Annotated in this window: 12 protein-coding genes; 5 read left to right on the forward strand and 7 right to left on the reverse strand. The window is 69.1% G+C overall.

The window, feature by feature from the left end; translation table 11 throughout:
- The first annotated feature begins 26 nt into the window (after nucleotides 1-26).
- Entirely contained in the window at nucleotides 27-686 is a 660-nt protein-coding gene (locus ACXDF8_RS23100) for a DUF5642 family protein (RefSeq protein ID WP_457225605.1), read from the forward strand.
- Nucleotides 687-689: 3 nt separating this feature from the next.
- Here ACXDF8_RS23100 and ACXDF8_RS23105 read toward each other — a convergent pair whose 3' ends face one another.
- Together ACXDF8_RS23105 and soxR are read right to left on the reverse strand one after the other, a co-directional pair.
- Complete coding sequence (locus ACXDF8_RS23105) at nucleotides 690-1,286, reverse strand: alpha-ketoglutarate-dependent dioxygenase AlkB (RefSeq protein WP_457225606.1); 597 nt, start codon at nucleotides 1,284-1,286, stop codon at nucleotides 690-692.
- Between the two features lie 43 nt (nucleotides 1,287-1,329).
- Nucleotides 1,330-1,761, reverse strand: coding sequence for a redox-sensitive transcriptional activator SoxR (gene soxR, locus ACXDF8_RS23110; protein ID WP_457225607.1), 432 nt, complete (start codon nucleotides 1,759-1,761; stop codon nucleotides 1,330-1,332).
- A gap of 46 nt (nucleotides 1,762-1,807) precedes the next feature.
- On the opposite strand from soxR, the gene arcA reads away from it, so the two are divergent.
- Entirely contained in the window at nucleotides 1,808-3,016 is a 1,209-nt protein-coding gene (gene arcA / locus ACXDF8_RS23115; protein ID WP_457225608.1) for an arginine deiminase, read from the forward strand.
- Nucleotides 3,017-3,059: 43 nt separating this feature from the next.
- The gene (locus tag ACXDF8_RS23120; RefSeq protein WP_457225609.1) at nucleotides 3,060-4,604 is read left to right on the forward strand and encodes a flavin-containing monooxygenase; all 1,545 of its coding nucleotides are present in this window, start codon (nucleotides 3,060-3,062) and stop codon (nucleotides 4,602-4,604) included.
- 73 nt (nucleotides 4,605-4,677) lie between these two features.
- On the opposite strand, the gene ACXDF8_RS23125 is transcribed toward ACXDF8_RS23120, so the two are convergent.
- Nucleotides 4,678-6,228, reverse strand: a complete 1,551-nt coding sequence (locus ACXDF8_RS23125; RefSeq protein ID WP_457225610.1) for a dolichyl-phosphate-mannose--protein mannosyltransferase — start codon at nucleotides 6,226-6,228, stop codon at nucleotides 4,678-4,680.
- Between the two features lie 62 nt (nucleotides 6,229-6,290).
- Between ACXDF8_RS23125 and rsmI the strand changes: the two genes are divergently transcribed.
- Nucleotides 6,291-7,136 (forward strand): 16S rRNA (cytidine(1402)-2'-O)-methyltransferase, encoded by an 846-nt coding sequence (gene rsmI / locus ACXDF8_RS23130; RefSeq protein ID WP_457225611.1) that lies wholly within the window; start codon nucleotides 6,291-6,293, stop codon nucleotides 7,134-7,136.
- Here rsmI and ACXDF8_RS23135 read toward each other — a convergent pair.
- From ACXDF8_RS23135 to metG, 4 genes are read right to left on the reverse strand one after another with little or no spacing between them, the layout of a single operon-like run.
- Nucleotides 7,097-8,353, reverse strand: a complete 1,257-nt coding sequence (locus tag ACXDF8_RS23135; RefSeq protein ID WP_457225612.1) for an aminodeoxychorismate synthase component I — start codon at nucleotides 8,351-8,353, stop codon at nucleotides 7,097-7,099. The genes rsmI and ACXDF8_RS23135 overlap by 40 nt on opposite strands.
- A 25-nt stretch (nucleotides 8,354-8,378) precedes the next feature.
- Nucleotides 8,379-9,272, reverse strand: a complete 894-nt coding sequence (locus tag ACXDF8_RS23140) for an RNA polymerase sigma-70 factor (RefSeq protein ID WP_457225613.1) — start codon at nucleotides 9,270-9,272, stop codon at nucleotides 8,379-8,381.
- Nucleotides 9,269-10,462, reverse strand: coding sequence for an NAD(P)/FAD-dependent oxidoreductase (locus ACXDF8_RS23145; protein WP_457225614.1), 1,194 nt, complete (start codon nucleotides 10,460-10,462; stop codon nucleotides 9,269-9,271). Before ACXDF8_RS23145 ends, ACXDF8_RS23140 begins: the two co-directional genes overlap by 4 nt.
- 49 nt (nucleotides 10,463-10,511) lie before the next feature.
- Nucleotides 10,512-12,059: a methionine--tRNA ligase gene (gene metG / locus ACXDF8_RS23150; protein WP_457225615.1), complete on the reverse strand. Its 1,548-nt coding sequence runs from the start codon at nucleotides 12,057-12,059 to the stop codon at nucleotides 10,512-10,514.
- A 62-nt stretch (nucleotides 12,060-12,121) separates the two neighbouring features.
- Here metG and ACXDF8_RS23155 point away from each other — a divergent pair, with 62 nt between their 5' ends.
- Nucleotides 12,122-12,922 (forward strand): TatD family hydrolase, encoded by an 801-nt coding sequence (locus ACXDF8_RS23155; RefSeq protein ID WP_457225667.1) that lies wholly within the window; start codon nucleotides 12,122-12,124, stop codon nucleotides 12,920-12,922.
- Nucleotides 12,923-12,941: the final 19 nt, after the last annotated feature.

The raw sequence follows: 12,941 nt of genomic DNA on the forward strand, positions 1-12,941 counted from the left end.
GCGGCGCACCCGGTAGATTCGCCACGATGCGCAAGCTCAGCACGGTCGCCGCGGTTCTGTGCGCCGCCCTGCTCGCCGCATGTTCGACGGGCAGCCCGAGCGAGTCGAAAGCCGATATCGGGAAGGTCACCACGCTCAAGGCCGACTTCGGCCCCGAGTTCAAGGTCACCGAGGTCGCGCCGACCGGGATCGATCCCAAACTGCTCACCGGTCAGAAGCTGCCCGACGGGGTGCGGTTCGATCCGGCCGGCTGCGCGAAGTTCGCCACCGGGCAGCTGGTGCCGCCCGGCACCGAGGGCAACATGGCGGCGGTGTCGGCCGAGGGGGCCGGCAACCGATTCATCATCATCGCCGTCGAGACGAACTCGCCCGTGCCCGTAGCCGAACCCGGGCCGGACTGCCGCAAGGTCGCGTTCAGCGGGGGTGCGGTGCGCGGCCTGGCCGAAACCGTTGACACCCCCACGATCGACGGCACCCAAACCCTGGGCGTGCACCGGGTGCTGCAAACCGTGATCGACAGCACGCCCCGCACCGGCGAGATCTACAACTACTCCGCTCACTTCGGCGACTACCAGGTCATCGTCACCGCCAATCCGCTGGTGCTGCCGAACCAGCCGCTGGCCCCGGTGGACACCCAGCGGGCGCGCGATCTGCTGGTCGCCGCCGTGAAGGCCGTCCGCGGCTGACGTTCAGCGGACATCGCGCGGCCGGAACTGGATGCTGATCCGCGGGCCCTTCGGCAGCGCCGTCTTGGGAACCGCATGCTCCCAGGTGCGCTGGCATGACCCGCCCATTACCAGCAGGTCGCCGTGGTGCTGGGGCAGCCGCAACGACGGGCCGCCGCCGCGCGGCCGCAATGCGAACACCCGCGTCGCGCCGAGGCTGACGATCGCCACCATGGTGTCCTCGGTGCTGCTGCGGCCCACGGTGTCGCCATGCCAGGCGACGCTGTCCGAGCCATCGCGGTACAGGCACAGGCCCGCGGTGGTGAACGGCTCGCCTAGTTCCCCGGCGTAGATGTCGTTGAGTCGGCGACGCAGTTTCGTGAGGAGCGGATGCGGCGCGGGTTCGGCGGTCAGGTCATGGAAGCTGACCAGGCGCGGGACATCGAGCACCCGGTCGTACATCTGGCGCCGTTCGGCCCGCCAGGCGACTGCGGCGAGCAGGCCGTCGAACAGTGCGTCGGCCTCCTCGACCCAGGCCGAACGGATGTCGACCCACGCCCCGGCTCCGAGTTCGCGGCGCTCGCTGTGCTCGAACAGCGCGCCCTGAACCACCACAGACACCCGGTCAGGATATCGCACATCTGTTCGATGGCGTGGATGGTCGCTACAGTCGGGTCGCTCCGGGCCCTTGGTCGGCGAGAACATCGTCTGGGTTGGACAACGCGCAGTTGCGCAAACTGAGGCAGCCGCAGCCGATGCAGTCGGCGAGGTTGTCGCGCAACCGCTGCAGGTGTCCGATCCGCTCGTCGAGATCCTCACGCCAGCCCGCCGACAGTCGCGCCCAATCCCGACTGGTGGGCACTCGATCGGTGGGCAACGAGTTCAACGCCTCGCGCACCCGGGCCAGCGGAATGCCAAGCCGCTGCGACATTCTGATGAATGCCACCCGGCGCAGTGTCTCGCGTGGATAGCGGCGCTGGTTGCCCGTCGTGCGGCGGCTGTTGATCAGCCCCTCGCGCTCGTAGAAGTGCAGTGCCGAGATCGCCACCCCGGCTCGGTGGGCAAGCTCACCGGGTGCCAGTTCGTGCTCGGTCACACCTCAACGATAGTTGAGGTGGCTGTCGGTTGTTACGGTGCTATCTGTGACTGCCACTGTGCTGGGCTCCAACTCCGAGGTCGGGACGCTGCGGGTCGTCATCCTGCACCGGCCCGGCGCCGAATTGCAGCGGCTGACTCCGCGCAACAACGACAAGCTTCTCTTCGACGGCCTGCCCTGGGTATCGCGCGCCCAGGAGGAGCACGACGCGTTCGCAGGCCTGCTGCGCTCCCGAGGGGTGGAAGTGCTGTTGTTGGCCGACCTGCTCACCGAGGCGCTGTCCAGCGGTGCGGCCCGCATGCAGGGCATCTCCGCAGCGGTCGACGCCCGGCGGCTCGGACTGCCGCTGGCGCAAGAACTTTCGGCCTATCTGCGGAGTCTGGAGCCGGCACCGCTGGCGCACGTGCTGACCGCGGGCATGACGTTCACCGAATTGCCGTCCAGTGCCAAGGCCGACACCTCGCTGGTGCGTCGCATGCATCACGGCGGTGACTTCGTCATCGAACCGCTGCCGAACCTGCTGTTCACCCGGGACTCGTCGTTCTGGATCGGTCCGCGGGTGGCGATCACCTCGTTGGCGTTGCCCGCCCGCATCCGCGAGACCTCGCTGACCGACCTCATCTACGCCCACCATCCCCGGTTCCTCGGCGTTCGGCGCGCCTATGAGTCGCACACCGCCCCGGTCGAAGGCGGCGACGTGCTCTTGCTCGGCAACGGGGTGGTCGCGGTCGGGGTCGGGGAGCGGACCACCCCCGCGGGGGCGGAAGCGCTGGCGCGCAGCCTGTTCGACGACGGCCTCGCGCACACCGTGCTGGCGGTGCCGATCGCCCAGGAGCGTGCGCAGATGCATCTCGACACCGTCTGCACGATGGTCGACGTCGACGCCGTAGTGATGTATCCGGCGATCCAGGACTCGTTGTCGGCGTTCACCATCAAGAGCACACCCGACGGTGTGAAGATCTTCGACGAGGCCCCGTTCGTCAGGGCCGCCGCCGAGGCGATGGGGATCGACCGCCTGCGGGTCATCGACACTGGACTGGACCCGGTGACCGCCGAGCGTGAACAGTGGGATGACGGCAACAACACCCTGGCGCTGGCTCCCGGTGTCGTGGTCGGCTACGAACGCAACACCGAAACCAATGCGCGCCTGCAAGATTCGGGTATCGAGGTGTTGGCCATCTCCGCGTCGGAGCTCGGCACCGGACGAGGCGGGCCACGCTGCATGTCGTGCCCGGTCGCCCGGGACTCGTTGTGACAGAACTGCTCAGCGACGATCCGGGGCGGACGGTGCGGTCGTGGTGAGGACGCGGCGGAACCCGTATCGGCTGGGCCGGCTGCGGGCTGCGCTGCGGCGCCGTCCCTCACCGCGGGTGGCCATCATCGGGGCCGGATTCGGTGGTTTGGCCGCGGCGGTCGCGCTGCGCCGCGTCGGCGTGGACGATCTGGTGATCATCGAACGCCACGATGGTGTCGGCGGGACCTGGCGAGTCAATACCTATCCGGGTGCGGCGTGCGATGTGCCGAGCCATCTGTATTCGTTTTCCTTCGCTCCCAAGCCCGACTGGAGCCGCACCTACGCCCGGCAGCCGGAGATCCTGGCCTACCTGGAGTCGGTGGCCGATACCTTCGATCTGCGGCGCCACCTGCTGACTGACACGCGGGTACGCAGCGCGCGGTGGAACGAATCGATCCAGCAGTGGAGCCTGGAACTCGAATCCGTCTCCAGCGGTTCCACATTCGCCTTCGCCGCGGACGTGGTGGTCAGTGCTGTCGGACTGTTCGGCGAGCCCAGGCTGCCCGACATCGACGGTTTGACGGATTTCGACGGACCTGTCATGCACACGGCCCGCTGGGAACCCCGCGCCGACGTCAGCGGTTGCCGAGTGGCCGTGATCGGCACCGGGGCCAGTGCGGTCCAGGTGGTCCCGGAACTGACCGCGGTGGCCGCCGAAGTGACTGTCTTCCAGCGGACCCCGCCGTGGATGGTGCCCAAGGACGACCGGCCGTTCGACAGCGTGGAACTCGCCCGCTTCCGGCGCAGCCGGTGGGCCGCACACCGGGAGAGGTGGCGACTACTCAAGGAGCAGCACGACAACACCGTGCTTCGGCTCGACGACCCGATGATCGCCGGGGGGCAGCGCATCGCCGAGGATTTCTTACGCCGTAGCGTCGTCGACGACGAGCTGCGGGCGGCACTGACACCGGACTATCCGTTCCGGTGCAAGCGTGTGCTGCTCGGCGGGGACTACTACGCCGCGTTGCAGCGCGACAACGTCACGCTGGTTGCGGAGCCGATCAACAAGATCACCCCTACCTCGGTGTGCACGTCGTCGGTGGCAGTCGAGGTCGACACCATCGTGCTGGCTACCGGCTTTCAGGCCAGTCGCTACCTGTCGGGCATCGAGGTCAGCGGGGTTGGCGGGCAATCGCTGCACGAACGCTGGTGGCAAGACCCGGGCGCTTACCTCGGTGTCGCGGTCAGCGGCTTTCCCAACTTCTTCATGCTTTACGGTCCCAACACCAACCAGGGCGGCAATTCGATCGTCGACATCCTGGAGGCGGGCGCGCGGCTGGTCGCCACTGCGGTCGGGCGGCTCGCGCGCCACGGCGGGACGCTGGAGGTGCGTCGCAGCGCCGAACGGCGGTTCAACGACGAGATCGACGCGGAACTCGAGCGCACCGTATGGACGCAGTGCGACAGTTACTTCCGGTCACCGAGCGGGCGCATCGTTACGCAATGGCCGTACACCGAGATCGACTACGCGCGGCGAACCTGCCGGCTCCGGCGCGACGACTGGGTGTTCGGCACAGCCGTGACACCCCCTGCGGCCAGCCCCCGATGACCGCCTCGTCCACCAGCTGCAGACGCTGAAGCCGGCCCTGGGACTCTGAGGCGGTCCGGCTGCCCCGGTGGGCTCATCGCCAGCTGGGCAGCCAAATTTCCATGTTCCACGTTCCCGGCGAGATCGGAATACCGGTCAGCACTGGATAAAGCCAGGCGAAGTTGGTGATCACGACCGCCACGTAGCAGCTGACCACGATGAGTCCGAGCGTTCGCCGCTCAGCATTCTGGTTGGGGGCGTGCAGGATGTCGCCGAGGATCAACGCGATCGCCATCACCAGGAAGGGCGCCATCGGCACCGCGTAGAAGAAGTACATCTGCCGGTCGATGTCGGCGAACCACGGCAGGAAACCCGCGCTGTACCCGGTGAGCACGACCGCGTAGCGCCAGTCGCGGCGCACGAACGCCCGCCACGCCGCATACACCAGGACCGGCACGGCGACCCACCACATCGCCGGTGTGCCGACCAGCATCACGGCCTTCACACACGAGGCCGCCCCGCACCCGGGAACGTTCTGGTTGTCGATCGCATAGAGCACCGGCCGCAGGGACATCGGCCATGTCCACGGCTTGGACTCCCACGGGTGGTGATTGCCGTTGGAGTTCGTCAGCGTCGAATGGAAGTGATACGCCTTGTAGGTGTAGTGCCACAGCGACCGGATCGCGTCCGGTGGCTGGAACCACTGCCGTTCGCCGATCGACTGGCCGACCTCGTAGCGGTTCACCGCGGTCTCCGAGGAGAACCAGAACGCGTAGGAACCTAGGTAGATGGCGAACGGGATCAGCAGGAACACATACGCGCTCGGCCCGGCGTCGCGGCGAATCGCCCCGAACCACGGCCGCGGCACCCGGTACGCGCGTCGCGCGGCGATGTCGAACGCCAGCGACATCGCCCCGAAGAACACGATGTAGTAGAGGCCCGACCACTTGGTGGCCACTGCCAGCCCGAGCAGCACACCCGCGCCGAACCGCCACCACCGCACCCCGAGACGCGGTCCCCACGGCGTCTCGGCGATCCTGCCTTCCAGCAGCGCATTGTGCATCCGCTCGCGGACCTGGTCGCGGTCGACGATCAGCGCGCCGAACGCGGCCACCACCAGGAACGTCTGGATGCCGTCGAGCAGGGCGGTGCGCGCCGCCACGAAGCTCACGCCATCGGCGATCAGCAGCAGCCCGGCGATCGCGCCGACCATCGTGGACCGGGTGATCCGCCGCACGATGCGCACCACCAGCGCCACCAGGACGACACCCAGCACCGCACTGGTGAAGCGCCAGCCCACGCCGTTGTAGCCGAACAGCGCTTCGCCGATCGCGATCAGCTGCTTGCCGACCGGCGGGTGGACGACCAGCCCGAAACCCGGGTTGTCCTCGACGCCGAAGTTGTGCAGCATCTGCCAGGCCTGCGGCGCGTAGTGCTTCTCGTCGAAGATCGGGGTGCCGGCGTCGGTCGGCGAGCCGAGATTCATCAGCCTCGTCAGCGCGGCCAGCGCGGTGACGATGGCCGTCGCCACCCAGCCCTCGATACGGTCCAGCGGACCGAAGTCGGCGACCGGCACAAGCGGGCCCGGGCTGATGACGGGAACGGTGCGCGGGTGCGCGGCCAGGTCATCGGCGGTGGCAGTCATCGGTGTCGATCGTAAGCTCTCCCCGTGAGATCCCCGAGTCGCTACGCTCCGGCCCGCCGGTTATGACGACTGGCCGATTGCTGCTGGGCGCCACCCCGCTGGGGCAGCCGTCGGATGCCTCGGCCCGACTGGTCGAGGCGCTGGCCGGCGTCGACGTGGTGGCCGCCGAGGACACCCGGCGGGTGCGCACGCTGGCTCAGGCGCTCGGGGTGCGGATCGCCGGGCGGGTGGTCAGCCTGTTCGACCAGAACGAGGCGGCCCGGGTTCCGGCGCTGGTCGACGACATCAACGCCGGGGCGGTCGTGCTCGTTGTCAGCGACGCGGGCATGCCGCTGATCAACGATCCCGGCTACCGGCTGGTCACGGCCTGCATAGAAGCAGGGGTGGCGGTGTCCTGTTTACCCGGACCGTCGGCGGTCACGACCGCGCTGGCCGTCTCGGGTTTGCCGTCGGACCGGTTCTGCTTCGAGGGGTTCGCGCCGCGCAAGCAGTCGGCACGACGGTCCTGGCTGGCCGGTCTTGCCGCCGAGGCACGCACGACGGTGTTCTTCGAGTCGCCGCGCCGGCTGGCCGAGTGCCTCGGTGACGCCGTCGACGAACTCGGCCCCGACCGTCGCGCGGTGGTGTGTCGCGAGCTGACGAAGGTCCACGAGGAGATCCGGCGCGGAACGCTGGCCGAACTCGCGCAGTGGGCCGACGACAAGGTGCTCGGCGAGATCACCGTGGTGCTCGCCGGCGCCACCCCGGTCGCCGACGTGGCGACCCTGGTGGCCGAGGTCGAGGAATTGGTCGCCGAGGGCATGCGGGTCAAGGATGCCTGCGCCCGCGCGGTCGACGCCCACGCCGGGGCGCCGTCGAGGCGCGAACTCTACGACGCGGTGCTGCGCTCGCGCGCCGGCGATTCGTAGGCACCGGCCGGTCCGAGGATGGGGCGGGCCTTGTGCAGGCATTCCTGCCACTCCGCGGCCGGGTCGGAGTCGGCGGTGATCCCGCCACCCACGCCGAGCACAGCGCCGCCGACCGCGTCGAACTCGACGGTGCGGATCGCCACGTTGAGTTCGGTGCCCGCGATCGGGGAGGCCATCCCGGCCGTTCCGCAGTACACCCCGCGGCGGTGCGGTTCCCACCGCGAAAGAAATTGCCGGGCACGGCCTTTCGGAGTTCCGGTCACCGATGCCGGCGGGAACGCCGCCGCCAGGAGTCCCGCGGGGGAGAGCTCGGGCGAGACCTGCGCGCTCACCGTCGACACCAGATGCCACACGCCCGGGGCGGGCCGTACAGCCAGCAGTTCGGGCACCGTCACGGTGCCGACGTCGGCAACCCGACCCAGGTCGTTGCGCACCAGGTCGACGATCATGATGTTCTCGGCGACGTCCTTGACCGAGGCCAACAGCTCGGCCGGCGCGCACCGCAGCGGCAGTGTTCCCTTGATCGGGCTGGAGGTGACCTGGTCGCCGGTGCGGCGCAGGAACAGCTCCGGTGATAGCGACGCCACTGCTCCCCAGTCCCCGGCCAGGTACGCCGCGCGCGCCGGGGTGGTCCGGGCCACCGCGTCGGCGAAGAACTCCACCGTCGAACCGCGCAGCCTGCCGGTGAACTGGGTGCAGATGCAGGCCTGGTAGATCTCGCCGGCCCGAATCGCTTCCAGGCAGGCCGTCACACCGGCCTGGTGAGTGTCGAAATCAGCTTCCTCCCAAGCGATCTCGTAGTGCAGGGGTGCAGGCTTATCGGACAGCGCCTCGGTCACCCAGGCCGCCACGGGCGTGCCCGACAGGCTCTCGTGCCACCAACAGCCAGCGCGGTCGAGGCGCAGCACGCTGTCGGTCCACCCGCCGGCGGCCACCGGAACGCGGGGCGGCCTGGCGTCGGCGGCGGCGTCGGGATAGGACAGGTAGCCGATCCATCCACCGCCGACGGCATCGCGGTGAGCACCGGCCGGGACGGCGAACGCCTCGGCGGGGTCGCACGGTGCCAGCCGAACACTGGGGGCGATCACCGCGGCCGAGTCGAACCAGTCACCGACCAGGGCCGCCGGGGGTGCCAGCGCGCCACGTTCGGTCCCGGCGGCAAGCGCGCGCAGCACATCGGTGGGTGCACCGATATCCCCGAGCCGCTCGACGCGCATCGCCCTAGCCTGACAGACGCACTCGCTAGCGGCTGATCTCCCTAGGGACGGTGACCGCGGCCAGCTTCTCCGGATTGCGCATCGCGTAGAAGTTGGTGATCTGGCCGTCGGCCACCTCGATCAGGAACACGCCGTCCGGGCGTTCGTCACGGAACACGATCGCCGCCGGCGCGTTGTTGTAGGACGCGATCTGCACCCGGTACTCCGAACCGGCCCGGCTCATCAGGCCGATCAGGAGCCTGGCGACCTTCTCGGCGCCCAGCACCGGCCGGCGCGCCGCGCTGACCTTGCCGTCGCTGTCGGAGGTGAACACCACATCGGGGGCCAGCATCGCCATCAGCCCGGCCAGGTCGCCGGTGGCCGCGGCGGTGAGGAACTGCGTGGTGATCTGCTGGGACTGCTGCGGATCCACCGGTTCGAATCGGCGGCGCCGGGAGTGCACATGTTCGCGGGCCCGGTGTGCCATCTGCCGGACAGCGGCCGTGGATTTACCTACTGCAGAAGCGATTTCGTCGTGGCTGAAGCCGAAGACCTCGCGCAGCACGAACACCGCGCGCTCGTCGGGCGTCAACGTCTCGAGGACCACGAGCATGGCCATCGACACCGATTCGGCGAGCACCACATCCGAGGACGCGTCGGTGTCGTCGAGCAGCAGCGGCTCCGGCAGCCACGGACCCACATAGTCCTCCCGCCTGCGGGCCTGGCTGCGCAGGGTGTTCAGTGCCTGCCGGGTGACGAGCTGGGCCAGGTAGGCCTTGGTGTCGCGCACCTGTGCCAGATCCACGCCCGCCCAGCGCAGGTAGCTGTCTTGCAGCACGTCGTCGGCCTCGGTCGCCGAACCGAGGATCTCGTAGGCGATGGTGAACAGCAGCGGCCGCAGGGCGGTGAACCGCTCGGCGTGATCATCGGCCCCGGTCACGATGCCGGCACCGCCGTGGCCGCCGGCCGCTTGCCGCCCTTGAGCCAGAAGTAGGAGCCAGGCTTGCGGGCCTCGCGGCGCAGGAAGCTGACGGTGCCCCTGCAGACGGCCTCCTTGATGGCCGCCGCACCGCGCCCGCCGATGTACAGCGGCAGCGCAGTGTCGTCGGTGCGGGCGAGCTGGATGGCGCCTGCACCCCGGCCCAAGCTGATGCACTGTCCGGTGAACGCCTGGCTGATCGCGGCCGGTCGGGTGCCCGCGATGCGGGCCAGCACGGTGTTGGCCGCTTGGGCGCCCAGCGGGATCGCGGCCTGGCAGCTCATCCGCAGTGGCTGGCCCGAAGGCGCCGCGGCGTCCCCGGCAGCGATGATCCGATCGTCGTCGAGGCTGGTCAGCGTCTCGTCGGTGAGTACCCGGCCGAGGGTGTCGGTCCGCAACCCCGACCGGGACGCCAGGTCGGGCACCCCGAATCCGGCCGTCCAGATCGTCACGGCGCTGGGTAGGCGGCGCCCGTCGTCGAGGACCACCGCGTCGGCGCTCACCGCGGTCACCATGGCAGCAGGGCCGTCGACGATCTGAACGCCCAACGTGCGCAGCCGCTTGGTCACCGACCGGCGGCCCGGGGTGGACAGGTAGGGGCCGAGCACCGGCCCGCACACCAGGGTCACCCGGCGGCCCTGCTCGGCGAGCTCGGCGGCGGTCTCCAGGCCGGTCGGGCCGGCCCCGACGACACACACCGGCGCGTCGTGGTGGACCTTGCCGAGCGCGTCGGCCAATCGCTTGGCCTCCTCGAGATCGCCGATTTGATAAGCGAACTCGTCGGCGCCGGGCACGTTCGGACCGCCCGACCCGCTGCCGACCGCGTAGATCAGGTAGTCGTAGGGCAGCGGCTCGCCGTTAAACAACTCCACCCGACGAGCGCCGGCGTCGATCCGGGTGGCGGCGTCGACGACCAGCTCGATGCCGGCCCCGAGGATGTCGGCGAAATCGACCACGGCGTCGTCGGATCCGGCTACCAACTGGTGCAGGCGGATCCGTTCGACGAACTCCGGGCGAGGGTTGACCAGTGCGATGTCGACGTCGGGGCGAAGCCGCAGATGATTGGCCGCGATGACGCCGGCGTATCCGCCGCCGACAACGACGACGCGGGTGGTGTGGTGTGCATCGTGTTCAGCGTTGTGTTCAGTCATGACCTCAAGACACCCCTGCTGTCCTGACTGTGACTTTACGTGATGTAGATCACTGCGCTTGGTAGCGCGGGAACACTCCGCTCGGGGCGGGCAGGGCCGTCCCGGGGGCGATCCGCACCCCGATCGCGGAGAAGTCCCGCTGCGACTCCGGCTGGCCAAGCAGGTCGAGCAGCTTGGCTGCCGAGGTCGGCATGACCGGTTGCACCAGCAGCGCCGCGATCCGTACGACCTCCAGCGTCACGTACAGCACGGTGCGGAAGCGGTCCTGGTCGGCGGAGGTCTCCGACTTGCGCAACACCCATGGCTCCTGCGCGGAGAAGTACCGGTTGGCCGCGCCGAGCATCAGCCAGATGGCCTCCAGCGCGAGGTGCATCTGCTGCTCGTCGAACGCCGCCCGCACCCGGTCCAGCAGCCCGTCGGCCAGCGCCAGCAGCTCGGCGTCCTGGGCGCTGAACCCACCCGGTGTCGGCACCGCCGCGCCGAGGTTCTTGTTGACCATCGACAGCGAGCGCTGTGCCAGGTTGCCGAACTCGTTGGCCAAGTCGGCGTTGATACGGCCGATGATGGCGTCCTCGCTGTAGCTGCCGTCCTGTCCGAACGGCACCTCCCGCAGGAAGAAATAGCGCACCTGGTCGACGCCGAACTCGTCGACCAGCGCGATCGGGTCGATCACGTTGCCGACCGACTTGCTCATCTTCTCGCCCTTGACGTTGATGAACCCGTGGGCGAACACCCGCCGCGGCAGCTCGATACCGGCCGACATGAGGAACGCCGGCCAGTACACCGTGTGGAACCGGACGATGTCCTTGCCGATCACGTGCACGTTCGCCGGCCAGTAGCGGCGGAACGCATCGCAGTCGGTGTCGGGGAAGCCGACGCCGGTCAGGTAGTTGGTCAGGGCGTCGACCCACACGTACATCACGTGCTCGGGATGTTCGGGCACCGGCACGCCCCAGTCGAAGGTGGTGCGCGAGATCGACAGGTCCCGCAGGCCCCCGGAGACGAAGCTGACCACCTCGTTGCGCCGGACGTCGGGTCCGATGAAGTCCGGCTTGGCCTCGTAATGGGCCAGCAGCCGTTCGGCGTAGGCCGACAGCCGGAAGAAGTACGTCTGCTCCTCGGTCCAGGTGACCGGTGTGCCGGTTTCGACGGCATAGCGCACGCCGTCGTCGCGGACCTCGGTCTCGTCCTCGGTGAAGAAGCGCTCGTCGCGCACCGAGTACCAGCCCTGGTAGCTGCCGAGATAGATGTCGCCGGCGTCGTTCATTCGCTGCCAGATGGCCTTGGACGACTCGTAGTGGTCGGCGTCGCTGGTCCGGATGAACCGGTCGAACGAGATGTCGAGGCGCTCCTGCATCTGCTGGAACACATCGGAGTTGCGCCGGGCCAGCTCCGCGGTGGGTACGCCCTGCGCCGCGGCCGTCTCGGCCATCTTCAGGCCGTGCACGTCTGTGCCGGTGAGGAACCGGACGTCGAAACCGTCCAGGCGCTTGAAGCGTGCGATGGCGTCGGTCGCGATCTTCTCGTAGGCATGACCGATGTGGGGAGCGCCGTTGGGGTAGTCGATCGCAGTGGTGATGTAGAAAGACTCGCTCATTTGAGGTTCACCCTAAGGTGTGTGCCGTGAGCTCTCAGAAAAAGAGTGCTGAGCCGCCGCCCATGCCGGCACCCCTGAGCCCGCTCGTCGACGCCCACACCCACCTCGACGCCTGCGGCGCTCGGGACGCCGCCGACGTTCGGGCGATCCTGGACCGGGCCGCGTCGGTCGGTGTCGTCGCCGCCGTCACCATCGCAGACGACCTCGACGCCGCGCGCTGGGCGGCCCAGGCCGCCACCTGGGATCCGAGGGTGTACGCCGCGGTGGCGTTGCACCCCACCCGGGCCGCTGCCCTGACCGGGGCGGTCCGCGACGAACTGGAGCGGCTGGCCGCCCAACCGCGGGTGGTGGCGATCGGCGAGACCGGAATGGACCTGTACTGGCCGGGCAAGCTGGAAGGGTGTGCCGAGCCGGCGGTCCAGCGCGAAGCGTTCGCCTGGCATATCGACCTCGCCAAGCGCACCGGCAAGCCGCTGATGATCCACAACCGCGACGGCGACGCCGAGGTGCTCGACGTTTTGGCGGCCGAGGGCGCCCCGGAGACGGTCATCTTCCACTGCTTCTCCTCCGGGCCGGAGATGGCGCGCACCTGCGTCGCGGCCGGCTGGATCCTGAGCCTGTCCGGGACCGTCAGCTTCAAGAATGCCCGTGAACTGCGGGAGGCAGCGACTCTGATTCCGCCCGATCAGCTGCTGGTGGAGACCGACGCCCCGTTCCTGACGCCGCATCCCTACCGGGGGGCGCCCAACGAGCCGTACTGCCTGCCCTACACCGTGCGGGCGTTGGCCGACGTCGTGGACCGGCCGGCCCAGCTGGTCGCCGAGCAGTCGGCGGCGACGGCGCGGCGCGTCTACCGCCTCTGAGGGTCTTCTCTAAGGGTCT

The sequence above is a fragment of the Mycolicibacterium sp. CBM1 genome, assembly GCF_054073305.1.

Coding starts and splice junctions, on each gene's coding strand:
- ACXDF8_RS23100 (WP_457225605.1), top strand. CDS start 27: ATGCGCAAGCTCAGCACGGTCGCCGCGGTTCTGTGCGCCGCCCTGCTC.
- ACXDF8_RS23125 (WP_457225610.1), bottom strand. CDS start 6,228: ATGACTGCCACCGCCGATGACCTGGCCGCGCACCCGCGCACCGTTCCC.
- rsmI (WP_457225611.1), top strand. CDS start 6,291: ATGACGACTGGCCGATTGCTGCTGGGCGCCACCCCGCTGGGGCAGCCG.
- ACXDF8_RS23135 (WP_457225612.1), bottom strand. CDS start 8,353: ATGCGCGTCGAGCGGCTCGGGGATATCGGTGCACCCACCGATGTGCTG.
- ACXDF8_RS23145 (WP_457225614.1), bottom strand. CDS start 10,462: ATGACTGAACACAACGCTGAACACGATGCACACCACACCACCCGCGTC.
- metG (WP_457225615.1), bottom strand. CDS start 12,059: ATGAGCGAGTCTTTCTACATCACCACTGCGATCGACTACCCCAACGGC.
- ACXDF8_RS23155 (WP_457225667.1), top strand. CDS start 12,122: ATGCCGGCACCCCTGAGCCCGCTCGTCGACGCCCACACCCACCTCGAC.